Source organism: Paracidovorax konjaci (assembly GCF_900112675.1).
Taxonomy (GTDB): Bacteria; Pseudomonadota; Gammaproteobacteria; order Burkholderiales; family Burkholderiaceae_C; genus Paracidovorax; species Paracidovorax konjaci.
Genome location: NZ_FOMQ01000023.1, coordinates 1 through 19,640, shown reverse-complemented (window position 1 = coordinate 19,640; position 19,640 = coordinate 1). Strand labels below are relative to the sequence as shown.

General features: G+C 69.3%; 19 protein-coding genes. 10 read left to right on the top strand and 9 right to left on the bottom strand.

Going from position 1 to position 19,640, the window contains the following annotated elements; all coding sequences use genetic code 11:
- Positions 1 to 60: 60 nt before the first annotated feature.
- The gene (locus BM144_RS21495) at positions 61 to 957 is read right to left on the bottom strand and encodes a LysR family transcriptional regulator (protein WP_092957471.1); all 897 of its coding nucleotides are present in this window, start codon (positions 955 to 957) and stop codon (positions 61 to 63) included.
- A gap of 174 nt (positions 958 to 1,131) precedes the next feature.
- On the opposite strand from BM144_RS21495, the gene BM144_RS21490 reads away from it, so the two are divergent.
- The 7 genes from BM144_RS21490 to BM144_RS21460 all read left to right on the top strand — a co-directional run bounded on the left by BM144_RS21490 (position 1,132) and on the right by BM144_RS21460 (position 8,886).
- A complete protein-coding gene (locus tag BM144_RS21490; protein WP_092957468.1) occupies positions 1,132 to 2,655 on the top strand; it encodes a CoA-acylating methylmalonate-semialdehyde dehydrogenase in 1,524 nt (507 codons plus the stop codon).
- Between the two features lie 164 nt (positions 2,656 to 2,819).
- A complete protein-coding gene (locus BM144_RS21485; protein ID WP_092957517.1) occupies positions 2,820 to 3,206 on the top strand; it encodes a lysozyme inhibitor LprI family protein in 387 nt (128 codons plus the stop codon).
- A gap of 52 nt (positions 3,207 to 3,258) precedes the next feature.
- The gene (locus tag BM144_RS21480; protein ID WP_092957465.1) at positions 3,259 to 4,425 is read left to right on the top strand and encodes an acyl-CoA dehydrogenase family protein; all 1,167 of its coding nucleotides are present in this window, start codon (positions 3,259 to 3,261) and stop codon (positions 4,423 to 4,425) included.
- 26 nt (positions 4,426 to 4,451) lie between these two features.
- Positions 4,452 to 4,838: a TfoX/Sxy family protein gene (locus BM144_RS21475; protein WP_092957462.1), complete on the top strand. Its 387-nt coding sequence runs from the start codon at positions 4,452 to 4,454 to the stop codon at positions 4,836 to 4,838.
- Positions 4,839 to 4,924: 86 nt separating this feature from the next.
- A complete protein-coding gene (mmsB, locus tag BM144_RS21470; protein WP_092957459.1) occupies positions 4,925 to 5,824 on the top strand; it encodes a 3-hydroxyisobutyrate dehydrogenase in 900 nt (299 codons plus the stop codon).
- A 150-nt stretch (positions 5,825 to 5,974) separates the two neighbouring features.
- Positions 5,975 to 6,703 carry a superoxide dismutase family protein gene (locus BM144_RS21465; RefSeq protein WP_092957456.1) on the top strand — a complete coding sequence of 243 codons (729 nt, stop codon included), beginning with the start codon at positions 5,975 to 5,977 and terminating at the stop codon, positions 6,701 to 6,703.
- Positions 6,704 to 6,717: 14 nt separating this feature from the next.
- Entirely contained in the window at positions 6,718 to 8,886 is a 2,169-nt protein-coding gene (locus BM144_RS21460) for a TonB-dependent receptor family protein (RefSeq protein ID WP_092957453.1), read from the top strand.
- Between the two features lie 63 nt (positions 8,887 to 8,949).
- On the opposite strand, the gene BM144_RS21455 is transcribed toward BM144_RS21460, so the two are convergent.
- The 8 genes from BM144_RS21455 to BM144_RS21420 all read right to left on the bottom strand — a co-directional run bounded on the left by BM144_RS21455 (position 8,950) and on the right by BM144_RS21420 (position 17,134).
- The gene (locus BM144_RS21455) at positions 8,950 to 9,945 is read right to left on the bottom strand and encodes a Bug family tripartite tricarboxylate transporter substrate binding protein (protein ID WP_092957450.1); all 996 of its coding nucleotides are present in this window, start codon (positions 9,943 to 9,945) and stop codon (positions 8,950 to 8,952) included.
- 69 nt (positions 9,946 to 10,014) lie between these two features.
- The gene (locus BM144_RS21450) at positions 10,015 to 11,091 is read right to left on the bottom strand and encodes an SMP-30/gluconolactonase/LRE family protein (RefSeq protein ID WP_092957447.1); all 1,077 of its coding nucleotides are present in this window, start codon (positions 11,089 to 11,091) and stop codon (positions 10,015 to 10,017) included.
- A 181-nt stretch (positions 11,092 to 11,272) separates the two neighbouring features.
- On the bottom strand, positions 11,273 to 12,376 hold the full coding sequence (locus BM144_RS21445) for a lactonase family protein (protein ID WP_092957444.1): 1,104 nt from the start codon (positions 12,374 to 12,376) through the stop codon (positions 11,273 to 11,275).
- 22 nt (positions 12,377 to 12,398) lie between these two features.
- On the bottom strand, positions 12,399 to 13,694 hold the full coding sequence (locus BM144_RS21440; protein WP_092957441.1) for a TRAP transporter large permease: 1,296 nt from the start codon (positions 13,692 to 13,694) through the stop codon (positions 12,399 to 12,401).
- A 3-nt stretch (positions 13,695 to 13,697) separates the two neighbouring features.
- Positions 13,698 to 14,186: a TRAP transporter small permease gene (locus BM144_RS21435; RefSeq protein WP_092957439.1), complete on the bottom strand. Its 489-nt coding sequence runs from the start codon at positions 14,184 to 14,186 to the stop codon at positions 13,698 to 13,700.
- A 114-nt stretch (positions 14,187 to 14,300) separates the two neighbouring features.
- On the bottom strand, positions 14,301 to 15,269 hold the full coding sequence (locus BM144_RS21430) for a TRAP transporter substrate-binding protein (RefSeq protein WP_092957436.1): 969 nt from the start codon (positions 15,267 to 15,269) through the stop codon (positions 14,301 to 14,303).
- A gap of 108 nt (positions 15,270 to 15,377) precedes the next feature.
- Positions 15,378 to 16,316, bottom strand: coding sequence for an SMP-30/gluconolactonase/LRE family protein (locus tag BM144_RS21425; protein WP_092957514.1), 939 nt, complete (start codon positions 16,314 to 16,316; stop codon positions 15,378 to 15,380).
- A gap of 5 nt (positions 16,317 to 16,321) precedes the next feature.
- Entirely contained in the window at positions 16,322 to 17,134 is an 813-nt protein-coding gene (locus tag BM144_RS21420) for an NAD-dependent epimerase/dehydratase family protein (RefSeq protein ID WP_092957433.1), read from the bottom strand.
- Between the two features lie 65 nt (positions 17,135 to 17,199).
- Here BM144_RS21420 and BM144_RS21415 point away from each other — a divergent pair, with 65 nt between their 5' ends.
- The 3 genes from BM144_RS21415 to BM144_RS21405 all read left to right on the top strand — a co-directional run.
- Positions 17,200 to 18,018, top strand: a complete 819-nt coding sequence (locus tag BM144_RS21415) for a FadR/GntR family transcriptional regulator (protein WP_092957510.1) — start codon at positions 17,200 to 17,202, stop codon at positions 18,016 to 18,018.
- Positions 18,019 to 18,111: 93 nt separating this feature from the next.
- Positions 18,112 to 19,083: a Bug family tripartite tricarboxylate transporter substrate binding protein gene (locus BM144_RS21410; protein WP_092957430.1), complete on the top strand. Its 972-nt coding sequence runs from the start codon at positions 18,112 to 18,114 to the stop codon at positions 19,081 to 19,083.
- A 69-nt stretch (positions 19,084 to 19,152) separates the two neighbouring features.
- A partial coding sequence (locus tag BM144_RS21405; protein WP_175526102.1) for a dihydrodipicolinate synthase family protein occupies positions 19,153 to 19,640 on the top strand: 488 nt, incomplete at its 3' end.

Genomic DNA, 19,640 nt, shown 5'->3' with positions numbered 1-19,640 from the left:
GCGCAGCAACCGGGGCCGATTCCGGCGTGCGTGCCCGGCCCGCTCAGGCCCGGGCGCGCATCAGGCCGGCGGTACCAGGCGGTCCGCCTCGCTCAGGCCCACTTCCTTCAGGAAAGCCCAGACGGCCTGCGTGCGCGCCTGGTACTTCGCTTCCGCGGGCATGCTCATCCAGAAAGTGCGCGTGAACCGTGCCTCCTGCGGCAGCACCCGCTCCAGCACCGGATCGCGGTCTGCGAGGAATGCCGGCAGCACGGCCAGGCCCGCCCCGGCACGCACCGCCTCGTACTGCGCCGTCACGCTCGTGCTGCGGAACGCGAAGCGCTCCGGCGGCACCAGTTGGTCAAGAAACTGCAACTCCTTCGTGAACAGCAGATCGTCCACGTAGCTCACGAAGGCGTGGTGCCGCAGGTCTTCCCGCCGCGCGATGAGGGGCCGGCGGGCCAGGTATTCGCGCTGCCCGTAGAGGTGCAGCGTGTAGTCCGCCAGGCGCGAGACGATGACCGAGCCGCGCGTGGGCCGCTCCAGCGAGATGACGATGTCGGCCTCGCGCCGCGAGAGATGCAGCATGCGCGGCAGCGCGAGCAGATCGACGCTCAGGTGCGGGTACTGCAGCGTCAGCCTTGCCAGGTGCGGGGCCAGGATCAGCGTGCCGAAGCCCTCGGTCGCCCCCACGCGCACGAGCCCGACGGGCCCGATGCCGCTGCCCGTGGGCCGCACGCGCTCCACGCCGAGCACCGCCGTCTCCATGGCTTCCACGGCGGGCAGAAGGTGCCGCCCCGCCTCGGTCAGGCGGTGCCCGCCGGCCTCGCGCGCGAACAACGATTCGCCCATCTGCTTTTCCAGCGCCTGGATGCGGCGCGCCACGGTGGTGTGCTCCACTCCGGCGCGGCGTGCCGCAGCAGCCAGGGTGCCGGTGCGGGCGAGTTCCAGGAAGTAGCGGAGGTTGTCCCAGTCCATTCGTTCAGCCAAAAAGAAGAAATGACGCGATGCGGCCGATTCTGATGTGCAAATTCGCAAAGCGGACGTGCGCTTTTCTCTATTGAACTCGCAATTTCGCACGGATAGCATGTCACGGCCCGGGTTGTCCGAACCCTCGAAGACGCGATTCCACCCAACACAGGAGACAAGCGCATGAATGCCCCCCAATCCACGGCCGTCCTGGCGCCCACGGTCAAGCTGCTGATCGGCGGCCAGTTCGTCGAATCCACCACCACGCAATGGCGCAACGTGGTCAACCCCGCCACGCAGGAAGTGCTGGCGCGCGTCCCCTTCGCCACCCCGGCGGAGATCGACGCTGCCGTGGCCAGCGGCCGGGAGGCCTTCAAGACCTGGAAGAAGACGCCCATCGGCGCCCGGGCACGCATCTTCCTGAAACTGCAGCAACTGATCCGCGAAAACATGCAGGAACTGGCCGCGCTGCTCACCGCCGAGCAGGGCAAGACGCTGCCCGATGCCGAGGGCGACGTGTTCCGCGGGCTGGAGGTGGTCGAGCACGCGAGCGCCATCGGCAACCTGCAGCTGGGCGAGCTGGCCAACAACGTGGCCGGCGGTGTGGACACCTACACGCTGATGCAGCCGCTGGGCGTGTGCGCGGGCATCACGCCCTTCAACTTCCCGGCCATGATTCCGCTCTGGATGTTCCCGATGGCCATCGCCACGGGCAACACCTTCGTGCTCAAGCCCTCCGAGCAGGACCCGATGGTGACCATGCGCCTGTGCGAGCTGGCGCTGGAAGCCGGCGTGCCGCCGGGCGTGCTGAACGTGGTGCACGGGGGCGAAGATGCCGTGAATGCGATCTGCGACCATCCGGACATCAAGGCGATCAGCTTCGTGGGCTCCACGAAAGTCGGCACGCACGTCTACAACCGCGCCAGCCTGAACGGCAAGCGCGTGCAATGCATGATGGGCGCGAAGAACCACGCCATCGTGCTGCCCGACGCCAACAAGGAGCAGACGCTCAATGCACTGGCGGGCGCGGCCTTCGGCGCGGCGGGCCAGCGCTGCATGGCGCTGTCGGTGGTGGTGCTGGTGGGCGAGGCGCAGAACTGGATTCCGGACCTGGTCGCCAAGGCGAAGACGCTGAAGGTGAGCGCCGGCACCGAGAAGGGCACGGACGTCGGCCCGCTGGTGTCGTGCGCCGCCCGGGATCGCGTGGAAAGCCTGATCGAGCGCGGCATTGCCGACGGCGCCACGCTGGAGCTGGACGGCCGCAAGCCCCAGGTCGCGGGCTATGAGAAGGGCAACTTCGTCGGTCCGACGGTGTTCAGCGGCGTGAAGCCGGGCATGTCCATCTACGACCAGGAAATCTTCGGGCCCGTGCTGTGCCTGGCCGCCGCGGCCGACATCGACGAGGCCATCGGCTTCATCAACGACAACCCGAACGGCAACGGCACGGCGATCTTCACGCAGTCGGGCGCGGCCGCGCGCAAGTTCCAGGAGGAGATCGACGTGGGCCAGGTAGGCATCAACGTGCCGATCCCCGTGCCCGTGCCGCTGTTCTCGTTTTCGGGCTCGCGTGCCTCCAAGCTGGGCGACCTGGGCCCGTACGGCAAGCAGGTGGTGCTGTTCTACACGCAGACCAAGACGGTCACCGCCCGCTGGTTCGACGACAGCACCGTGGCCCACGGCGTCAACACCACGATCAGCCTGAAGTAACCAGCGACGCCCCGAAGGGCTTCGCACCGCTCCCCTCGCCCGCCCTTGCACCGCTCCGGTGGGGGCGCGCGGGAGGGTGCCGTCCGGCCCGGGCCGTTCAGGGGCGCGCGCAGTGGTAGAAGCGGAGGATGGACATTTTCAAGACGACAACCGCCGCGCCGGCCATGGCAGCGGGCGCGGTGCTGATCGGCGCCCTGCTCTGCAACGCCGGCGCGCACGCCCAGGCCGGTGCGGCCTGCAGACCCGGGGGCACGGTGGAAGAAACCAATGCCTGCGCCGTGCAGGCCTACCAGCAGGCGGACACCGCCATCGCCGTGCTGTATGGCGACGTGATGCGCGCCCTCTCGGCCCATGAGCGGCCTCAGCTGCGGCAGGAGCAGAGCGCATGGCAGCGCGAGCGCCTGCTGCGGTGCAAGCAGTCCACGCGGGCCAGCGAGCCACTGCCCGAATGGCCCCGGCTCTACCACGCGTGCCTCACCGCCGAAACCGAAGCACGCCGCAAGGGCCTGATGCGCTGGCTGACACTGGAGCATCCCTCCGCCAGGCCGTGACGCCCCTCCCCCACCACGACGACAACGACACGCCAGGAACGAGACAAGCACCATGGACTTCGATCTGACCGAGGAACAACGCGCCTTCGCCGACACCGCCCGCGACTTCGCGCACGCCGAGCTGGCGCCGCATGCCGCGCACTGGGACGCAGAAGGCATCTTCCCGCGCGAGGCGATCGGCAAGGCCGGCGAACTGGGCTTCTGCGGCCTCTACGCCCCCGAGAATGCCGGCGGCCTCGCCCTGCCGAGGCTCGACGCCACGCTGGTGTTCGAGGAGATGGCTGCCGTGGACCCCTCCACCACCGCGTTCATCACCATCCACAACATGGCGACCTGGATGCTGGGCACCTGGGCCACGCCCGCCGTGCGCGACCATTGGGGCCCGCTGCTGGCCCGCGGCGAGAAGCTGGCGAGCTACTGCCTCACCGAGCCCGGCGCGGGCTCGGACGCGGCCTCCCTCAAGACCCGTGCCGAGCGGATCGGCGGCGAATACGCCATCCACGGCGCCAAGGCGTTCATCAGCGGCGCGGGCAGCACCGACATGCTCGTGCTCATGGCCCGCACCGGCGCGCCCGATTCCGGCGCCGGCGGCATCAGCGCCTTCGCGGTGCCGGCGGATGCGCCCGGCATCCACTACGGCAAGAAGGAAGAGAAGATGGGCTGGAACAGCCAGCCCACGCGCACCATCAGCTTCGACGGCGTGCGCATTCCGGCCGACCACCTGCTGGGCCGCGAAGGCGAAGGCTTCAAGATCGCCATGAAGGGCCTGGACGGAGGGCGCATCAACATCGCCACCTGCTCCGTCGGTGCGGCCCAGGGCGCGCTGGGGCATGCGCAGCGGTACATGCAGGACCGCAGGCAATTCGGCAAACCCCTCGCGGGCTTCCAGGCCCTGCAGTTCAAGCTGGCCGATATGGCGACCGAACTGGTGGCCGCCCGCCAGATGGTGCGCCTGGCCGCCACGCGGCTGGATGCCGGTGCGCGCGATGCCTCCACCTACTGCGCCATGGCCAAGCGCTTCGCCACCGATGTCGGCTTCACGGTCTGCAACGAGGCGCTGCAACTGCATGGCGGCTACGGCTACATCCGTGAATACCCGCTCGAACGCCTGCTGCGCGATGCCCGCGTGCACCAGATCCTGGAAGGCACGAACGAGATCATGCGGGTGATCATCGCGCGCCGGATGCTGGACGGGGACGCTCCCGAAGCGATCCGCTGACCCTGCCACTCAGCCACACCTGCGCCATGCCCGCCCGCCCCCTCTCCGACGAAGCCCTGCAACTGGCTGCCGCCGTGCGCGATGCGCTTGCGCACCGCGGCGATGTCGAGGAACGCACGCTGTTCGGCTGCCTCGCCTTCATGGTGGACGGCAAGCTCTGTCTCGGCGTGAAGGGCGATGAACTGCTGGTGCGCCTGCCGCCGCAGCGGCACGCCGAATTCCAGGAACGGCAGGGCGCGCGCGAGATGTCTCCCACCGGAAAGATGCCGGGGTATTTCTGGGTCGAGCCCGATGGGTATGCGACACGCACGCAGTGGGAGGCCTGGCTGCACGAAGCGCTGGCCTTCAACCCGCTGGCGCGGGCCACTCCCGCGCGCCGCCAGCGCCCGGGCGCACGGGACGCAGAGGTTTAGAACCGAATCGCCCCCATGCCGCCGTATTCATTGAATAGTTTGCTATCAAAAACATACCAATTCGCTTTCACTACCGGAGACACACCATGAAGATCGCATTCATCGGCCTGGGCAACATGGGCGGCCCCATGGCGCTCAACCTGCACAAGGCCGGCCACGAGGTCGGCGCGTTCGATTTGTCCCAGCCCGCCTGCGCCAGGCTGGCGGCCGACGGCGTGCGCATCGCGAGCGATGCCGGCCAGTGCGTGTGCGATGCGCAGGTGGTGGTGAGCATGCTGCCCGCCAGCCACCACGTCGAATCGCTCTACCTGGGCAGCGGCACAGCCGCGGGGCTGCTGGATCAGCTCCCGGCGGGCACGCTGGTGATCGACAGCTCCACCATCGCGGCAGCCTCCGCGCGCAAGGTGGCCGAGGCGGCCCGGGCGCGCGGCATCGCGTTCATCGATGCGCCGGTGTCGGGCGGCACGGGCGGGGCGATCGCCGGCACGCTGACCTTCATGGTGGGCGGTGAGGCGGCCGATCTGGAGCGCGCCCGTCCGCTGCTCGAGAAGATGGGCAGCAACATCTTCCATGCCGGCACGGTGGGCGCGGGCCAGACGGCCAAGATCTGCAACAACATGCTGCTGGGCATCCTGATGGCCGGCACCAGCGAGGCCATCGCGCTGGGCGTGGCCAATGGGCTCGATCCGCAGGTGCTGTCGGAAATCATGCGCCGCAGCTCGGGCGGCAACTGGGCCCTGGAGAAGTACAACCCCTGGCCCGGCGTCATGCCGAATGCGCCGGCCAGCAAAGGCTATGCCGGAGGCTTCGGCACCGACCTGATGCTGAAAGACCTGGGCCTCGCGCAGGAGAACGCCACGGCCGTGAAGGCCGCCACGCCGCTGGGCGGGCTGGCGCGCAGCCTGTACGCGGCGCACAGCCTGGCGGGCCATGGTGCGCTGGACTTCTCCAGCATCCTGCGGCTCGTGCAGAAGCCGGGGGCCTGACCAGCGGGGCCGCGGGGCGCTGGTGGCGGGGGCCACGGCGGCAGGCGCCGCCTTTGTCCTACGCACGATATCGGTGCAAGGCTCCATGCTGCCCGGATTGTGCCGGCCCTGACAGGCCGGCCCGTCTTTCAGCCTCCACCGACGCCGACCATGACCTCATCCTCCTTCCGCAGCACCCCCTCTTCCTCCTCGTCCTCCCGTTTCTCCACCCGCCGGTCCGCACCGGCGGCCGCCGTGGGCGCGGTGCTGCTGGCTCTGGCCGGCTGCGGCGCGCAGGGCGGCGGCACCCCGGCTCCGCACGCGACGGCAGCAGCCAGCCAGGCGGCCCGCACGCCCGTGCCCGGCCCCGAGCGCGCCACGGCATCCGCCCGCCTGTTGACCGCCTCCGGCACGCCCGCCGGCACCGCCGTGCTGACCGAGACCCCGAACGGCGTCGAGATCATGGCCCAGGTGCAGGGCCTGACCACCGGCCTGCACGGATTCCACATCCACGCGAACGGCCAGTGCGCCCCGGGGCCGGACGCCGCCACCGGGCAGACGGTCGCCTTCGGTGCCGCGGGCGGCCATTTCGATCCCGGCCAGTCGCAGCGCCATGGCCACCCCGGCCAGGCGGCCGACAAGGCCCACGCGGGCGAGCTGCCCAACATCAGCGTGGGCTCGGACGGCCGCGGCACCGTCCGCTACGTGAATGAAAACATCACGCTCGTGCCCGGCAAGAATTCGGTCATGGGCCGTGCCATCGTCGTCCACGAGAAGGAAGACGACTACAAGACCAACCCCGCCGGCAATTCGGGCGGCCGCGTGCTGTGCGGCGTGATCGAGCCCGCGCAGCCCAGCAGCGTGGTCGGCGAGAAGACCCAGGCCGCGCCCCGCAGCTGACAGACCGCAGCCACATGCGGACCCCGCGCCCCCACAAAGCCTCCCCCGCCCACCCGGCCCCGTTCTCTCCCCGTAGCGCCCCGCCTGTCCGGACGACCCGGAGCCTGCCCTTTTGGGCGGCGCTGGCCGGCTGCACGCTCTGCGCCGCCGCACCGCAGGCCGCTTTCGCGCAGCCCGCCGAAGCACAGCTCCCGACCGTCGAGGTGTCGGGCGGGCAGGCCGCGGCCCAGCGCCGCTTCGATGCGGCGGCCAGCCACACCGCCATCGCCGTGGACCCGTTCACGGCCACCACCCCGCTGGTGAACCTGTCGGAGCTGCTGGCCGGCCAGGCCGGCGTGGTCGCGTCCGATCGGCAGAACTATGCGCAGGACCTGCAGATCGCCGTGCGCGGCTTCGGGTCGCGCTCCACTTTCGGCGTGCGCGGCGTGCGCATCCTCGTGGACGGCATTCCCGCCACCATGCCCGATGGCCAGGGCCAGGCGGCCACGGCCCAGCTGGCCTCGGCCTCGCAGGTCGAGGTGCTGCGCGGCCCGCTCGCCCAGCAGTACGGCAATTCGGCGGGAGGCGTGCTGCAGGTCACCACGCGGGAGCCGCGGCCGGGTGGCGGCGCATCGGCCTCGGTCGCCGCCGGATCCTTCGGCCAGCGGCTGGCCGAAGCGTCGCTGGACTTCGGCGACCGGACGCTGGGCGGGCTCGTGGACATCTCCCGGTTCGAGACCGACGGCTGGCGCGACCACAGCGCCGCGGAGCGCACGCACCTCAACGCGAAGGTGGTGGCCCGCCCCGATGCCGACACCCGCGTCACGGCGCTGCTGAACCTGTTCGACCAGCCGCTGGCGCAGGACCCTCTGGGCCTCACCCGGGCGCAGTGGAATGCCGATCCGCGCCAGGCACCCGCCGTGGCCAACAGCTTCGACACCCGCAAATCCGTGCGGCAGAACCAGCTCGGGCTGGTGGTGGAGCGCGCGCTGGGCGCGCAGGACAGCGTGCGTGCTCGCCTCTACGGCGGCACGCGCACGCTGGTGCAGACGCTGTCGTTCTCGGGCGCTGCCTCCAACAGCGCCGGCGGCGTGGTGGACCTGGACCGCGACTACTACGGCGTCGGGCTCGCCTGGACGCACACGGCCCGCACGCCCGCCGGTCTGCCGCTGTCCTGGACGCTGGGCGTGGACGCCGACCGCCTCTCCGAGCACCGGCGCGGCTTCGTCAACGACGCCGGTGCACCGGGGGCCTTGCGCCGCGACGAGCAGGATCGCGCCGGCAACACCGACCTGTTCGCCCAGGTGGACGCCTGGATCGCACCCACGGTGCGCGCCATCGCGGGCGTGCGCGCCAGCCGCGTACGGCTGTCCGTGGACGACCGCTACCCGGCCAGCGCCGCCAACCCGGACGACAGCGGCCAGCGCAGCTGGCGGCGCACCAGCCCGGCCGTGGGCCTGGTGTGGGCCGCGTCCGAGCAACTGAACCTGTACGCAAATGCCGGCCAGGGCCTGGAAACCCCCACCCTGGCCGAAATGGCCTACAGCCAGACCAACAGCGGCCCCAACTATGGCCTGGAGGCCGCGCGCAGCCGCCAGGTGGAGGTGGGCGCCAAATGGCAAGGCACGGTCCACCGCATGGAAGCCGCGTGGTTCGACGCGAGGACGCGCGGGGAGATCGTTCCGGCCGCCACCGTCAACGGCCGCACCGTGTACCAGAACGCCGACCGCGTGCGCCGGCGCGGTGTGGAGCTGACCTGGAGCGCCCAGGCCGGCGCCTTTACGCCCCGCGCTGCCTACACCTACCTGGATGCCTTCTTCGAGAGCGCCTACACGGGCGCAGGGGGCGCGGCCGTGCCCGCGGGCAACCGCCTGCCTGGCACGGCCCGGCAGGTCGCGCGCTTCTCGCTGGACTATGCGCACGGCGCGGCGTGGACGGTGGGAGCGGCCGTCGACGTGTCCGGCCGGGTGCAGGCGAACGACACCAACACCGAGTCCGCGCCCGGCTACGCCGTCCTGGGGTTGCGTGCCGGGTATACCTGGAAGACCGGCGGCGCCGTGCGCTGGCAGGCCTGGGCACGCCTGGACAACCTGCTGGACCGCAGCTACGCCGGCTCGCTCATCGTGAACGACGGCAACGGCCGCTTCTTCGAGCCCGCGGCAGGCCGCCGCGTGATGGTGGGGCTGCGCGCGCAGTTCCTCTGAGGGCGCGCGCGGGGCGCATCCGGTCGGGCCGCCCTGCCCGGCCCCGGCGCGCCACCGCCTGGGTCAGTCCACCTTGATGTTGGCCGCCTTGATGACCTGCGCCCACTTCTCGACCTCGGCCTTCTGGAAGGCCGAGATCTGCGCGGTGGTCATGTCGGCCGGCTCCATGCCGAAGCCCTTGAGCTTGGCCTGCATGTCCGGCTGCGCGAGGATCTTGCGGATCTCGTCGTGCAGGCGGTTGACGATGGCGGCGGGCGTGCCGGCCGGCACGAAGATCGCCTGCCACGACACCACCTCGAAGTCTTTCAGGCTGGCGCCGCCGGACTCGGCCACCGTGGGCACCTCGGGCATCGATGCCAGGCGCTTGGCCGAGGTCACGGCGATGGCGCGCAGCTTGCCGCTCTGGATGTGCGGCGCGGCGACCACCGTGGTGTCGAACATCATGTCCACCTGGCCGCCGATCACGTCCTGGATGGCGGGGCCGCTGCCCTTGTAGGGCACGTGCGTGAATTTCACCCCCGACTTGTAGGCCAGCAATTCCAGCGCCAGATGCTGCGAGGTGCCCGTGCCTGCCGAGGCCGAAGACAGGCCGCCGGGCTTGGCCTTGGCGGCCGCGAGCACGTCCTGCAGCGTCTTGTAGGGGCTGCTGGCGGCCACCACCAGCACCACGGGGTTGGTGCCGATGAGCGTCACGGGCGCGAACGATTTCACCGGGTCGTAGCCCAGCTTGGGGTACAGGCTCACGTTGATGGCGTGCGAGCTGATGGTGCCGCCCAGCAGCGTGTAGCCATCGGGTGCCGCGCGCGCACCGATCTCCGAGCCCACGCTGCCGCCCGCCCCGCCCTTGTTGTCCACCACCACCGTGGCGCCGAGCGCCGTGCCGAGCTGCTGGCTGATGAGCCGGCCCAGCGTGTCGGTGGTGCCGCCCGCCGCGAACGGCACGAGGTAGGTGATGGCCTTGCCGGTGGGCCACTGCGCCTGCGCGAGGGCCGGCAGCGCGCCGAGGCTGGCGCCGGCACCGAGCGCGAGGGCGTGGAGGGCGAAGGTTCTGCGTTGCATGGTGTGTCTCCTGATTGCGAAAGGGATCGGTCCGGACGGACGGGCCGCCCGGGAATGCGGTGAACGGGATCAGACCGCGCCGCGGGTCTCCACGTAGAGGGCGTAGATCGAATGGCTGCTCGCCATGAAAAGCCGGTTGCGCTTGGCACCGCCGAACACCAGGTTGGCGCAGCGCTCGGGCAGCCGGATGTGGCCGATCGGCTGACCCTGCGGGTTGAACACCATCACGCCGTCCAGATCGGCCGCGCTGGCGCCGGCCGAGCCGTTGCTGCCCCAGCCGCACCAGAGGTTGCCGTCCTCGTCGCACTTGATGCCATCGAGCGCGCCGGGGCCGCCGGCATTGATGTGCACCCGCTTGTTCGAGAGCCGCTTGCCGCCCGGCGCGACATCGAACGCCCACACCACGCGGTGCGGCTGCGCGCGCGATTCGACGATGTAGAGGCGCTGCTCGTCCGGCGAGAAGCACAGCCCGTTCGGGCCCGCGAGGTCGTCCAGCACGAGTTCGGTCTTGCCGCTCTGCGGATCGATGCGGTAGACCGAGTGCGGCAGTTCCGCAGCCGCCTTGTCGCCCTCCCAATGGCCCGCGATGCCGAACGGCGGATCGGTGAACCAGACCGACCCGTCGCTCTTGCAGACGATGTCGTTGGGCGAATTGAAGCGCTTGCCGGCGTAGCCGTCCGCCAGCACGGTGATGCTGCCGTCGTACTCGGTGCGGGTGATGCGGCGCGTCAGGTGCTCGCAGGCCAGCAGCCGGCCCTGCCGGTCGCGCGCCAGGCCGTTGGCGAAATTCGAGGGATGGCGGAACACGCCGAGCTGGCCGGTGGCTTCGTCCCACCGCACGATGCGGTTGTTGGGAATGTCGGAGACCAGCAGGTAGCGCCCGTCGCCGAACCAGACGGGACCTTCGGCCCAGCGCAGGCCCGTGGCGACCTGCTCGACGCTGCTGCTGAAGATGCGGTATTTGCCGAACGACGGGTCCAGCACCTGGACGGCGGGATCGGGGTAGCGCTGGTTCGGCTTGAAGTCGAATGCCTGCGCCGCCGCGCCGGCGGGCCAGGCGGCCGCGCCGGCCGCCGAGGCGATGGCGCCGCCGAGGAACGCCCGGCGGCCGGTGCCGTGGGCGGTGGATGCTTGTTCTGCCGTCATGTTGTCTCTCTCCTTGTCGTTCTGGAATGGAAATCCGGGGCCGGGCTCTGCGCATGGGCCACGGGCATGGGTGGGCACCTGCGCCGCTCCGGACGTGGCCGCTTCCCGCGGGAGGCAGGCAGTCAGGCTGCGGGCGGCCTGGCAACCGCGCCGCCGGCCCGGACGGCCGGCCGGCTGGCGTTCAGGGCAGCTCGACGATCTCGACCCAGTTCGGGTTGCGGCCGGCCGCCACGCGGCTCGGCGCCCCCGGCAGGCCGGTGGCGGGGTCGATGGGGTGCAGCGAGACGCTGTGCGAATCCTGCCCCGCCGCGATGAGGAAGCGGCCCGAGCTGTCGATGGCGAAGCCCCGCGGCGTCTTCTCGGTCGCCACCTGGCCCAGCAACTGCAGCTGGCCGGTGGCGCCATCCACGCGAAAGGCCGACAGCGTGCTGGAGCTGCGCTCCGACGCGTACAGGGTGCGCCCGTCGGGCGACAGGTGCAGGTCGGCGCCCCAGGGCTTGCCTGCGAACCCGGCCGGCAGCGTGGTGGTGCGCTGCACCGCACGCAGCGTGCCGCGCCCCGCGTCGTAGGCCATGACGTGCAGGCCGGCATCGAGTTCATCGAGCACGTACATGTAGCGCTGCGCCTTGTCCCAGACGAAATGGCGCGGGCCCGACTTTTCCGGGGCGACGGGCGTGAGCGCGGGCTCGTTGGCCGTGAGCACGCCCTTGTCCGGATCGAAGCGCCAGCTCGAGAGATGGTCCCCTCCCAGGCTGGTGGCGAACACGAAACGGTTCGACGCATCGGCGTGGATCGCATGCGCGTTGGGCGCCGTGGGAATGAGCTGCTGCACCGCGCCCACCGTACCGTCCTGGCCGATGCTGTTGACCGTGATCTTGTGCCCCGGGTAGGAGGCCGCGAACAGCCACCGGCCGGTGGCGTCGGTGTCGATGTTGGCCATGCTGTCGGCCAGCGCGGCTTCGCCGAGCTTGCGCAGCCGGCCCGTGGCCGGATCGATCGCCAGGCTCGCCACGCGGAAGGGCTGGGAACGCAGCGCCACGTAGAGCACGCGCTTGTCCGGCGAGACGGCCATCGGCATGGCCTGCCCACCGAGCGCCTGCGTCTCCACGGGCGTCAGCACGGCCGCCGCGCGGTCCAGCTCGTAGACCGACACGTCCTGGCTGTCGGCGTTGGACACGTAGACCCAGGTCGCGGCCGAGGCGGTGCCGGCCGCGAGGCAGGTCAGCAGGGCCGCGGCAGCGATGCGCGCCTTGTGCAGCGCGGGCGAGCGGGAGAGGTTCTTCATCGCGACACTCCTTGCGGCGGCCTCAGCGGACCACCATGAACATGCTGGGCAGCCACGTGGAGAACGCCGGCACGAACGTGACCAGCGCCAGGGCGAAGATCAGCGCGCCGTAGAACGGCCAGATGGTCCGCATCACCGTGCCCACCGACACCCCGCCGATCGCGCAGCCCACGAACTGCGTCGTGCCCACGGGCGGCGTGTTGAGGCCCAGCGCGCAGTTGATCAGCATCACGATGCCGAACTGCACGGAACTCATGCCGTAATGCTGCGCGATGGGCAGGAAGATCGGCGTGCACAGCAGGATGGTCGCGGCCATGTCCAGGAACGTGCCCAGCACGAACAGGATGATGTTGATGAGCAGGAAGATCACCCACGGGGTGGATGTGATCTGCGAGAGCATCTCGCCGGTCATCTCGGCCACGCCGTAGAGGCTGATGAGGTAGCCGAACGTGGTGGAGATGCCGATCAGCAGCAGGATCACGCCCGTCGTGCGCACGGCCTTCGAGGCGGCCTTGATGAAGTGCTCGCGGGTCAGCGTGCGGTAGAGGAAGATCGTGAGCGCCAGGGCGTAGAGCACCGCCACCGCGGCCGATTCCGTCGCCGTGAAGATGCCCGAGAGAATGCCGCCCAGGATCAGCACCACGATGAACAGGCCGGGCAGCGCGGCGGCGAACGAACGCCCGACGATGTGCCAGCCGGGGAACGTGCCCTTCGGGTAGCCGCGCTTGACCGCCACGAAGTACGCAGCCGCGAGGTTGCTCACGGTGAGCACGACGGCCGGCACCAGTGCCGCCAGGATCAGCGCAGCGATCGATACCTTGCCGCCCGCAGCGAGCGAATAGATGATGAGGTTGTGGCTGGTGGGCATCAGCGCCCCGACGAGCGCCGCGTGCGTGGTCACGTTCACGGCGTAGTCGGCGTGGTAGCCCTCCTTCTTCATCATGGGGATCATCACCGCGCCCATGGCGGACACGTCCGCCACCGGGGAGCCCGAGACGCCGCCGAACAGCGTGCAGGCCACCACGTTGGACATGCCGAGGCCGCCGCGCACGTGGCCGACGAGGGCCCGCGCGAAGTTGACGATGCGGTCGGCGATGCCGCCATAGAGCATCAGCTCGCCCGCGAAGATGAAGAACGGGATCGCCAGGAACGAGAAGATGCCCATGCCGGAGGTCATCTGCTGGAAACCCACCTCCAGCGGCAGGCCCTCGTACAGCAGCGTGGCCAGGGCCGAAAGGCCGATGGAGAAGGCCACCGGCACGCCCAGCAGCAGGAACAGCGTAAATGACACGCTCAGGATCAGGAGTGGCACGGTCATGGATCAGCCCCAGGAAGGTTCGACTTCGCGGCCTTGGGCCAACGCGATGATGTGTTCGACGGAGAACATCACGATGAGGACGCCGGCGATGCTGGCCGGCACGTATTTCCAGCCTTCGGAGATGAAGAGCGTGGGCAGGCGGTATTCCCACACCGACTGCGCGAGCGATCCGCAGTTCCAGGCCATGGCGGCGCCGAACAGCAGGATCAGCGCGTGGATGAGGTATTCCATCTTCAGGCGCAGCCAGTCGGGCGCCAGCACGAGGAACGATTCGAGCCCGATGTGGCCGGCGTCGCGCACGCCCACGGCCACGCCGAACATCGTCACGTAGATCACCAGCAGCAGCGCCAGGCTCTCGGCCCAGGTGGGGGTGTTGTTGAGGACGTACCGGCCGAACACCTGCCAGCTCACGGCGCAGATCACCGCCACGAGGCCGAGGATGCCCAGCCACATGCAGACACGCGCGAGCGTGCGGCAAATTTGGGTATACATGTTAATTTGAGAGCGAAAACCTGCCGATGCCGCCGTCTTCATTGAAACTTCAGCTATCAATTCAGGAGCGTTTAAACAAAAATCCCCGCGCCGTGCGCGGCGCGGGGATGGGTTTTACTGCGTGTCCTGCACACGCTTGACGAGGTCCTTCAGCTTGGCGTCGGTGATGAACTTGTCGTAGACGGGCTTCATCGCGGCCTGGAATGGCGCCTTGTCGATCTCGATGATCTCGGCGCCGCCGGCCTTCACGGTGGCGAGGGATTTCACCTCGCGCTCGGCCCACTGCTTGCGCATGTAGGGCACCGACTCCTTGGCCGCCTGGCGGACCCAGCCCTGCTCCTGCGCGGACAGGCGGTCCCAGCCGCGCTTGGAGAACAGCAGCATCTCGGGCGCCATCGAGTGCTCGGTCTTCGTGTAGTACTTGGCGACTTCGAAGGAGCGCGAGCTCTCGTAGGTCGGGTAGTTGTTCTCGGCGGCATCGATCAGGCCGGTCTTCAGGCCCGTGTAGACCTCGCCCATCGGCATCGGGGTGGCGTTGGCGCCCATGGCTTCGAGCATCGACACCCACAGGTCGGACTGCTGCACCCGGACCTTCATGCCCTTCATGTCCTCGAACTTGCGCACGGGCTTCTTGGCCGTGAACATGGAGCGCGCGCCGCTGTCGTAGAAGGCCAGGCCCACGAAGCCCTGGCGTTCGCAGGACTTCAGGATCTCCTCGCCCACCGGGCCGTCCAGCACCTTGTGCAGATGCTCGACCGAGCGGAACAGGAAGGGCATCGTCGGCACCACGGTCTCGGGGCAGATGTTGTTCATCGCGCCGATGTTGATGCGCACCATCTGCAGCGCGCCGATCTTGGCCTGCTCGATGGCGTCCTTTTCGTTGCCCAAGGCGCCGCTGCTGTACACCTTGATGGTGTGCTTGCCGCCGGACAGCGCCTTGAGTCGCTCGCCCATGAACTTCACCGCGGTCACGGTGGGGTAGTCGTCGGGGTGGATGTCGGCGGAGCGGAACTCCGTTGCCTGCGCGGAGAAAGCCGCAAGGCAGGCCGCGACGGCGGCCAGGGTGGTCTTCATCAACTTCATGTTGTCTACCTCTAGAGACTCTCGTCAGGTGGGAAAAGGGGCCGATCTTTCGGGTGCCGGCTTACGGAACACTGAACCGTATCGAATGGACACACATCGGCGCCGCGGTCAGAGCGGCACCGGGTTGAACTCGGGCTCCGGAACGCCCTGCGTTCCGGGATGCAGGGCGAAGACGCCGCCGGCCAGGGGCTGGTCGGAGAGGTCCGCGTCGCCACCGGGGCGGATGGACGTCACGAACAGCGTGTCCAGCCGCGGGCCGCCGAACGCGCACATGGCGGGCTTCTTGGCCGGCACGGCCAGCGACCGGTCCAGGCGGCCATCGGGCGTGAAGCGGTGGACCAGCCCGGCATCGTTACCGCAGATCCAGTAGCCGCCATCGACGTCTATCGCCGCGCCATCGGGCCGGCCGGGCAGCGGGGCCATGTCGACGAAGAGGCGCCGGTTGTGCGGCGTGCCGGTGGCCGTGTCGTAATCGAACGCCCAGATCTTCTGGACCTGGGGATGCGAATCCGAGAGGTACATCGTGCGGCCATCGGGGCTGAAGGCGATGCCGTTGGGCACGATCAGCTCGCCCAGGCCGAGGTCGGTCGCGCTGCCGGCGGCGAGTTCGGCCGCACCGAAGCGGTAGACCGCCCCGACCCGCGCCGCCGCGCCCATGTCCTGCAGCATGGTGCCGGCGATGAAGCGGCCCTGCCGGTCGCAGCGGCCGTCGTTGAAACGCATCCCGGGCGCGGCGTGGGGCGCGCCTGCGAGCTGGCGTGCCGCGAGATCGCCCGGGCCGTCCGGCAGGTCGAGCGCGAAGAGGCCGCTCTCCAGCCCGGCGATCCAGCGGCCTGGCTGGCCGGCCCAGGCGGCCATGCAGGCCACCATCTCGGGCGCCTTCCACTGGGCCTGGGCGCCCGTGCGCGCCGACCAGCGGTGCAGCACGGCCCGGGGAATGTCCGTCCAGTAGAGCGACTCTTCCGCGGCGCGCCAGACAGGGCTCTCGCCCGTGGCGCAGCGCGCATCCAGGACCAGTTCTGCCGTGGAGGATGGTGCAGCAGCCATGGCGCTCATCCCTCGAACGGCCCCTGGGCCGTGAAGGCGCCGCCCTGGTAGACCGCACCGGGGTCGCCCGGCGCCGGCGCGGGTTGGGCTTCCACCTTGGCACGGAACGGCTCGGAACTGTCCTTGGGCTCGTAGCCGAGGTGGGCCGCCGCATGGTTGTCCCACCACAGGTCGCGGTTGGCCGATGCGCCGTAGACCACGGTGTGGCCCACATCCGGCGTGAACAGGGCCTTCTGCACCAACTGCGTGAGGTCGTCGTAGCTGAGCCAGGTGCTCATCATGCGGCGGTCGCGCGGCTCGGGGAACGAGGATCCGATGCGCAGGCTCACCGTCTCGATGCCGTACCGGTCGAAATAGAAGCTCGCCATGTCTTCGCCGAACGATTTCGAGAGCCCGTAGTACCCGTCCGGCCGGCGGCGTGCCGAGGCGTCGATGCGGTCGGTCTGCTTGTAGAAGCCGATCACGTGGTTGGAACTGGCGAAGACCACGCGCTTCACCCCGTGGCGGCGGGCCGCCTCGTAGATATGGAAGACGCCCTTGATGTTGGCTTCGAGGATCTGCTCGAACGGCCGCTCCACCGAGACCCCGCCCAGGTGCACGATGGCATCGCATCCCGCGACCAGCGCATCGACCGCCGCCTTGTCGGCCAGATCGCAAGCCACCACCTCTTCGTCAGCCCCCTGGGCTGCGCCGACCTCCACGATGTCGGACAGCCGCACGATCTCGGCAAACGGCTTGACGCGCTCACGCAGCACCTTTCCAAGTCCGCCGGCAGCACCGGTCAACAGAAGTCGGTGGAAACGGGACGGCTGGCTCATGAAATTCCTCTGGCTGGTATTTGTCATATGTTGTCGTACAACGCGAGGCGATTATGATCAACGCCATGGCCACCTCGACAAAGGGATTACCCGCATACCCCCCACCCGCCGACCTTTCCGGCTCGGCAGTAGCTGCGCGCGGGGTGCCGGTGCGGCGCGCCCGCGGCCTCGCCAACGCGGTCGTCGAGGACTTTTCCGGCCGGATCCGGGACCGCATCCTGAACCCGGGCGACAAGCTCCCGACCGAGTCGGAAATCATGCGGGCGCATGAAGTGAGCCGCACCGTGGTGCGCGAGGCGCTCTCCAAGATGCAGGCGGCGGGGCTGGTGGAAACCAGGCACGGCATCGGCACCTTCGTGCTGCCGCCGCGCGCGGGCGGCGTGTTCCGCCTGGACCCGTCCGAACTCAGCACATCGGTCGACGTACTGGCCGTGCTGGAGCTGCGCATCAGCCTCGAAACCGAGTCTGCAGGCCTGGCCGCCATGCGCCGCACGGAGACCCATCTGGCCGTGATGCGGGAGGCGCTGGACGATTTCGAGCGCAATGTCCAGAACGGCAAGGACACCGTGGCGCACGACTTCCGCTTCCACCTGCAGATCGCAGAAGCCACGGGCAATCCGTACTTCGCGGACATCATGAACCACCTGGGCACGACGTTGATTCCTCGCACGCGCATCGCCGCGTTGCGTGTGCAGCGCAGCAGCGAATACCTGAGCCGCGTGAACCGCGAGCACGAGGAAATCTATTCCGCCATCGCCCGCCAGGACCCCGACTCGGCGCGTGCCGCCATGCGCATCCACCTCACCAACAGCCGGGAGCGCCTGCGCCTGGCCCAGGAAGCCGCCAAAAACCAGTCGGGCGGCTCCGCACCCTCTCCGCATTAACCCTGAGCGGGCTTCCGAACGGCAGCAAACTGCTTGTCTCTGCCGCGAATCAAGTTGTATGATGACATACAACATAACCGTGGAGACAGAGACATGGCCTTTCCTCGCCGCACCCTGCTGACCGCAGGCGCCCTCGCCCTCGCATGCGCCTCCGTGGGCGCCCAGCCCGCCCCATGGCCCTCCAAGCCGCTGCGCATCGTGGTGCCCTACCCTCCGGGAGGCAGCTCGGACATCATCGCCCGCGCCATCAGCCAGCCGCTCTCGGAAGCGCTCAAGCAACCCGTGGTGGTGGAGAACAAGCCGGGTGCCAACGGCAACCTCGGGGCCGACTTCGTGGCGAAGGCCTCGCCGGACGGCTACACGCTGCTCCTGTGCGATGTGGGCGCCCTGGCGATCAGCCCTTCCGTCTACACCAAGCTGCCCTTCAACCCGTCTAAGGACCTGCGCGGCGCGACCATGCTGGCCTACTCGCCCCACATGCTCGTGGTCCATCCTTCGGTGCCGGCGAACAACCTGAAAGAGCTGATCGCGCTGTCCAAGACCAGCGATCTCAACTTCGCGGTCACGGCCACCGGCAGCGCACCACACCTAGCCGGCGTGGCACTCGCCGCGGCGAGCGGCGCGCGCTGGCAATACGTGCCCTACAAGGGCGGTGTCACTGCCATCCAGGACACCATGGCCGGACAGACCCAGGTGCTGATGAACGGCATGCTGGCAACGCTTCCGCACGTGCAGAGCGGCAAACTCAAGGTGCTGGGCCTGTCCAAGGGCTCTCGCATGCCGCTGCTGCCCGACGTGCCCACGATTGCCGAACAGGGCCTGCCCGGTTTCGAGTCGGGCACCTGGCAGGGTGTGCTGGTCCCGCGCGGCACGCCGGAAGCCGTCGTGCAGCGCATCAACAGCGCGCTCATTTCCGTCATCCGCACGCCCGACATCCGCTCCCGCCTCGCCGGCCAGGGTGCGGAGGTCGTCACCATGACGACGGCGGAGCAGGACAAATTCTTCGAAAAAGAACGCGCCCGCTGGGCCAGCGTGGTGTCTGCAGCGCAGATCCGCCTGGACTGAAACCCGCGTGAACCACCGCGGGCCTGGCCCGCTTCTTCCCCCTTTTCTTTCCACTCTGGTTTCCTTGCCATGAATCCTCAAGAACTCAAGACCATCATGGGCTCCGGCCTGCTGTCGTTCCCGCTGACCGACTTCGACAGCGAAGGCAACTTCAACGCCCGCGGCTACGCCGAGCGCCTGGAATGGCTCGCGCCCTATGGCGCCAGCGCCCTCTTCGCGGCCGGCGGCACGGGCGAGTTCTTCTCGCTCACGGCCGAGGAATACCCCGCCATCATCGAAACCGCCGTGCAGACCTGCCGCGGCAAGGTGCCGATCATCGCTGGCGCGGGCGGCCCGACCCGCTTCGCCATCCAGTGCGCCCAGGCGGCCGAGAAGGCCGGCGCCCACGGCATCCTGCTGCTGCCGCACTACCTCACCGAAGCGGGCCAGGAAGGCCTGGCCGCCCACGTGGAGGCCGTGTGCAAGAGCGTGAAGTTCGGCGTCATCGTCTACAACCGCGGCCAGAGCCGCTTCGCGCCCGAGACGCTCGCGCGCCTGGCCGAGCGCAATGCCAACCT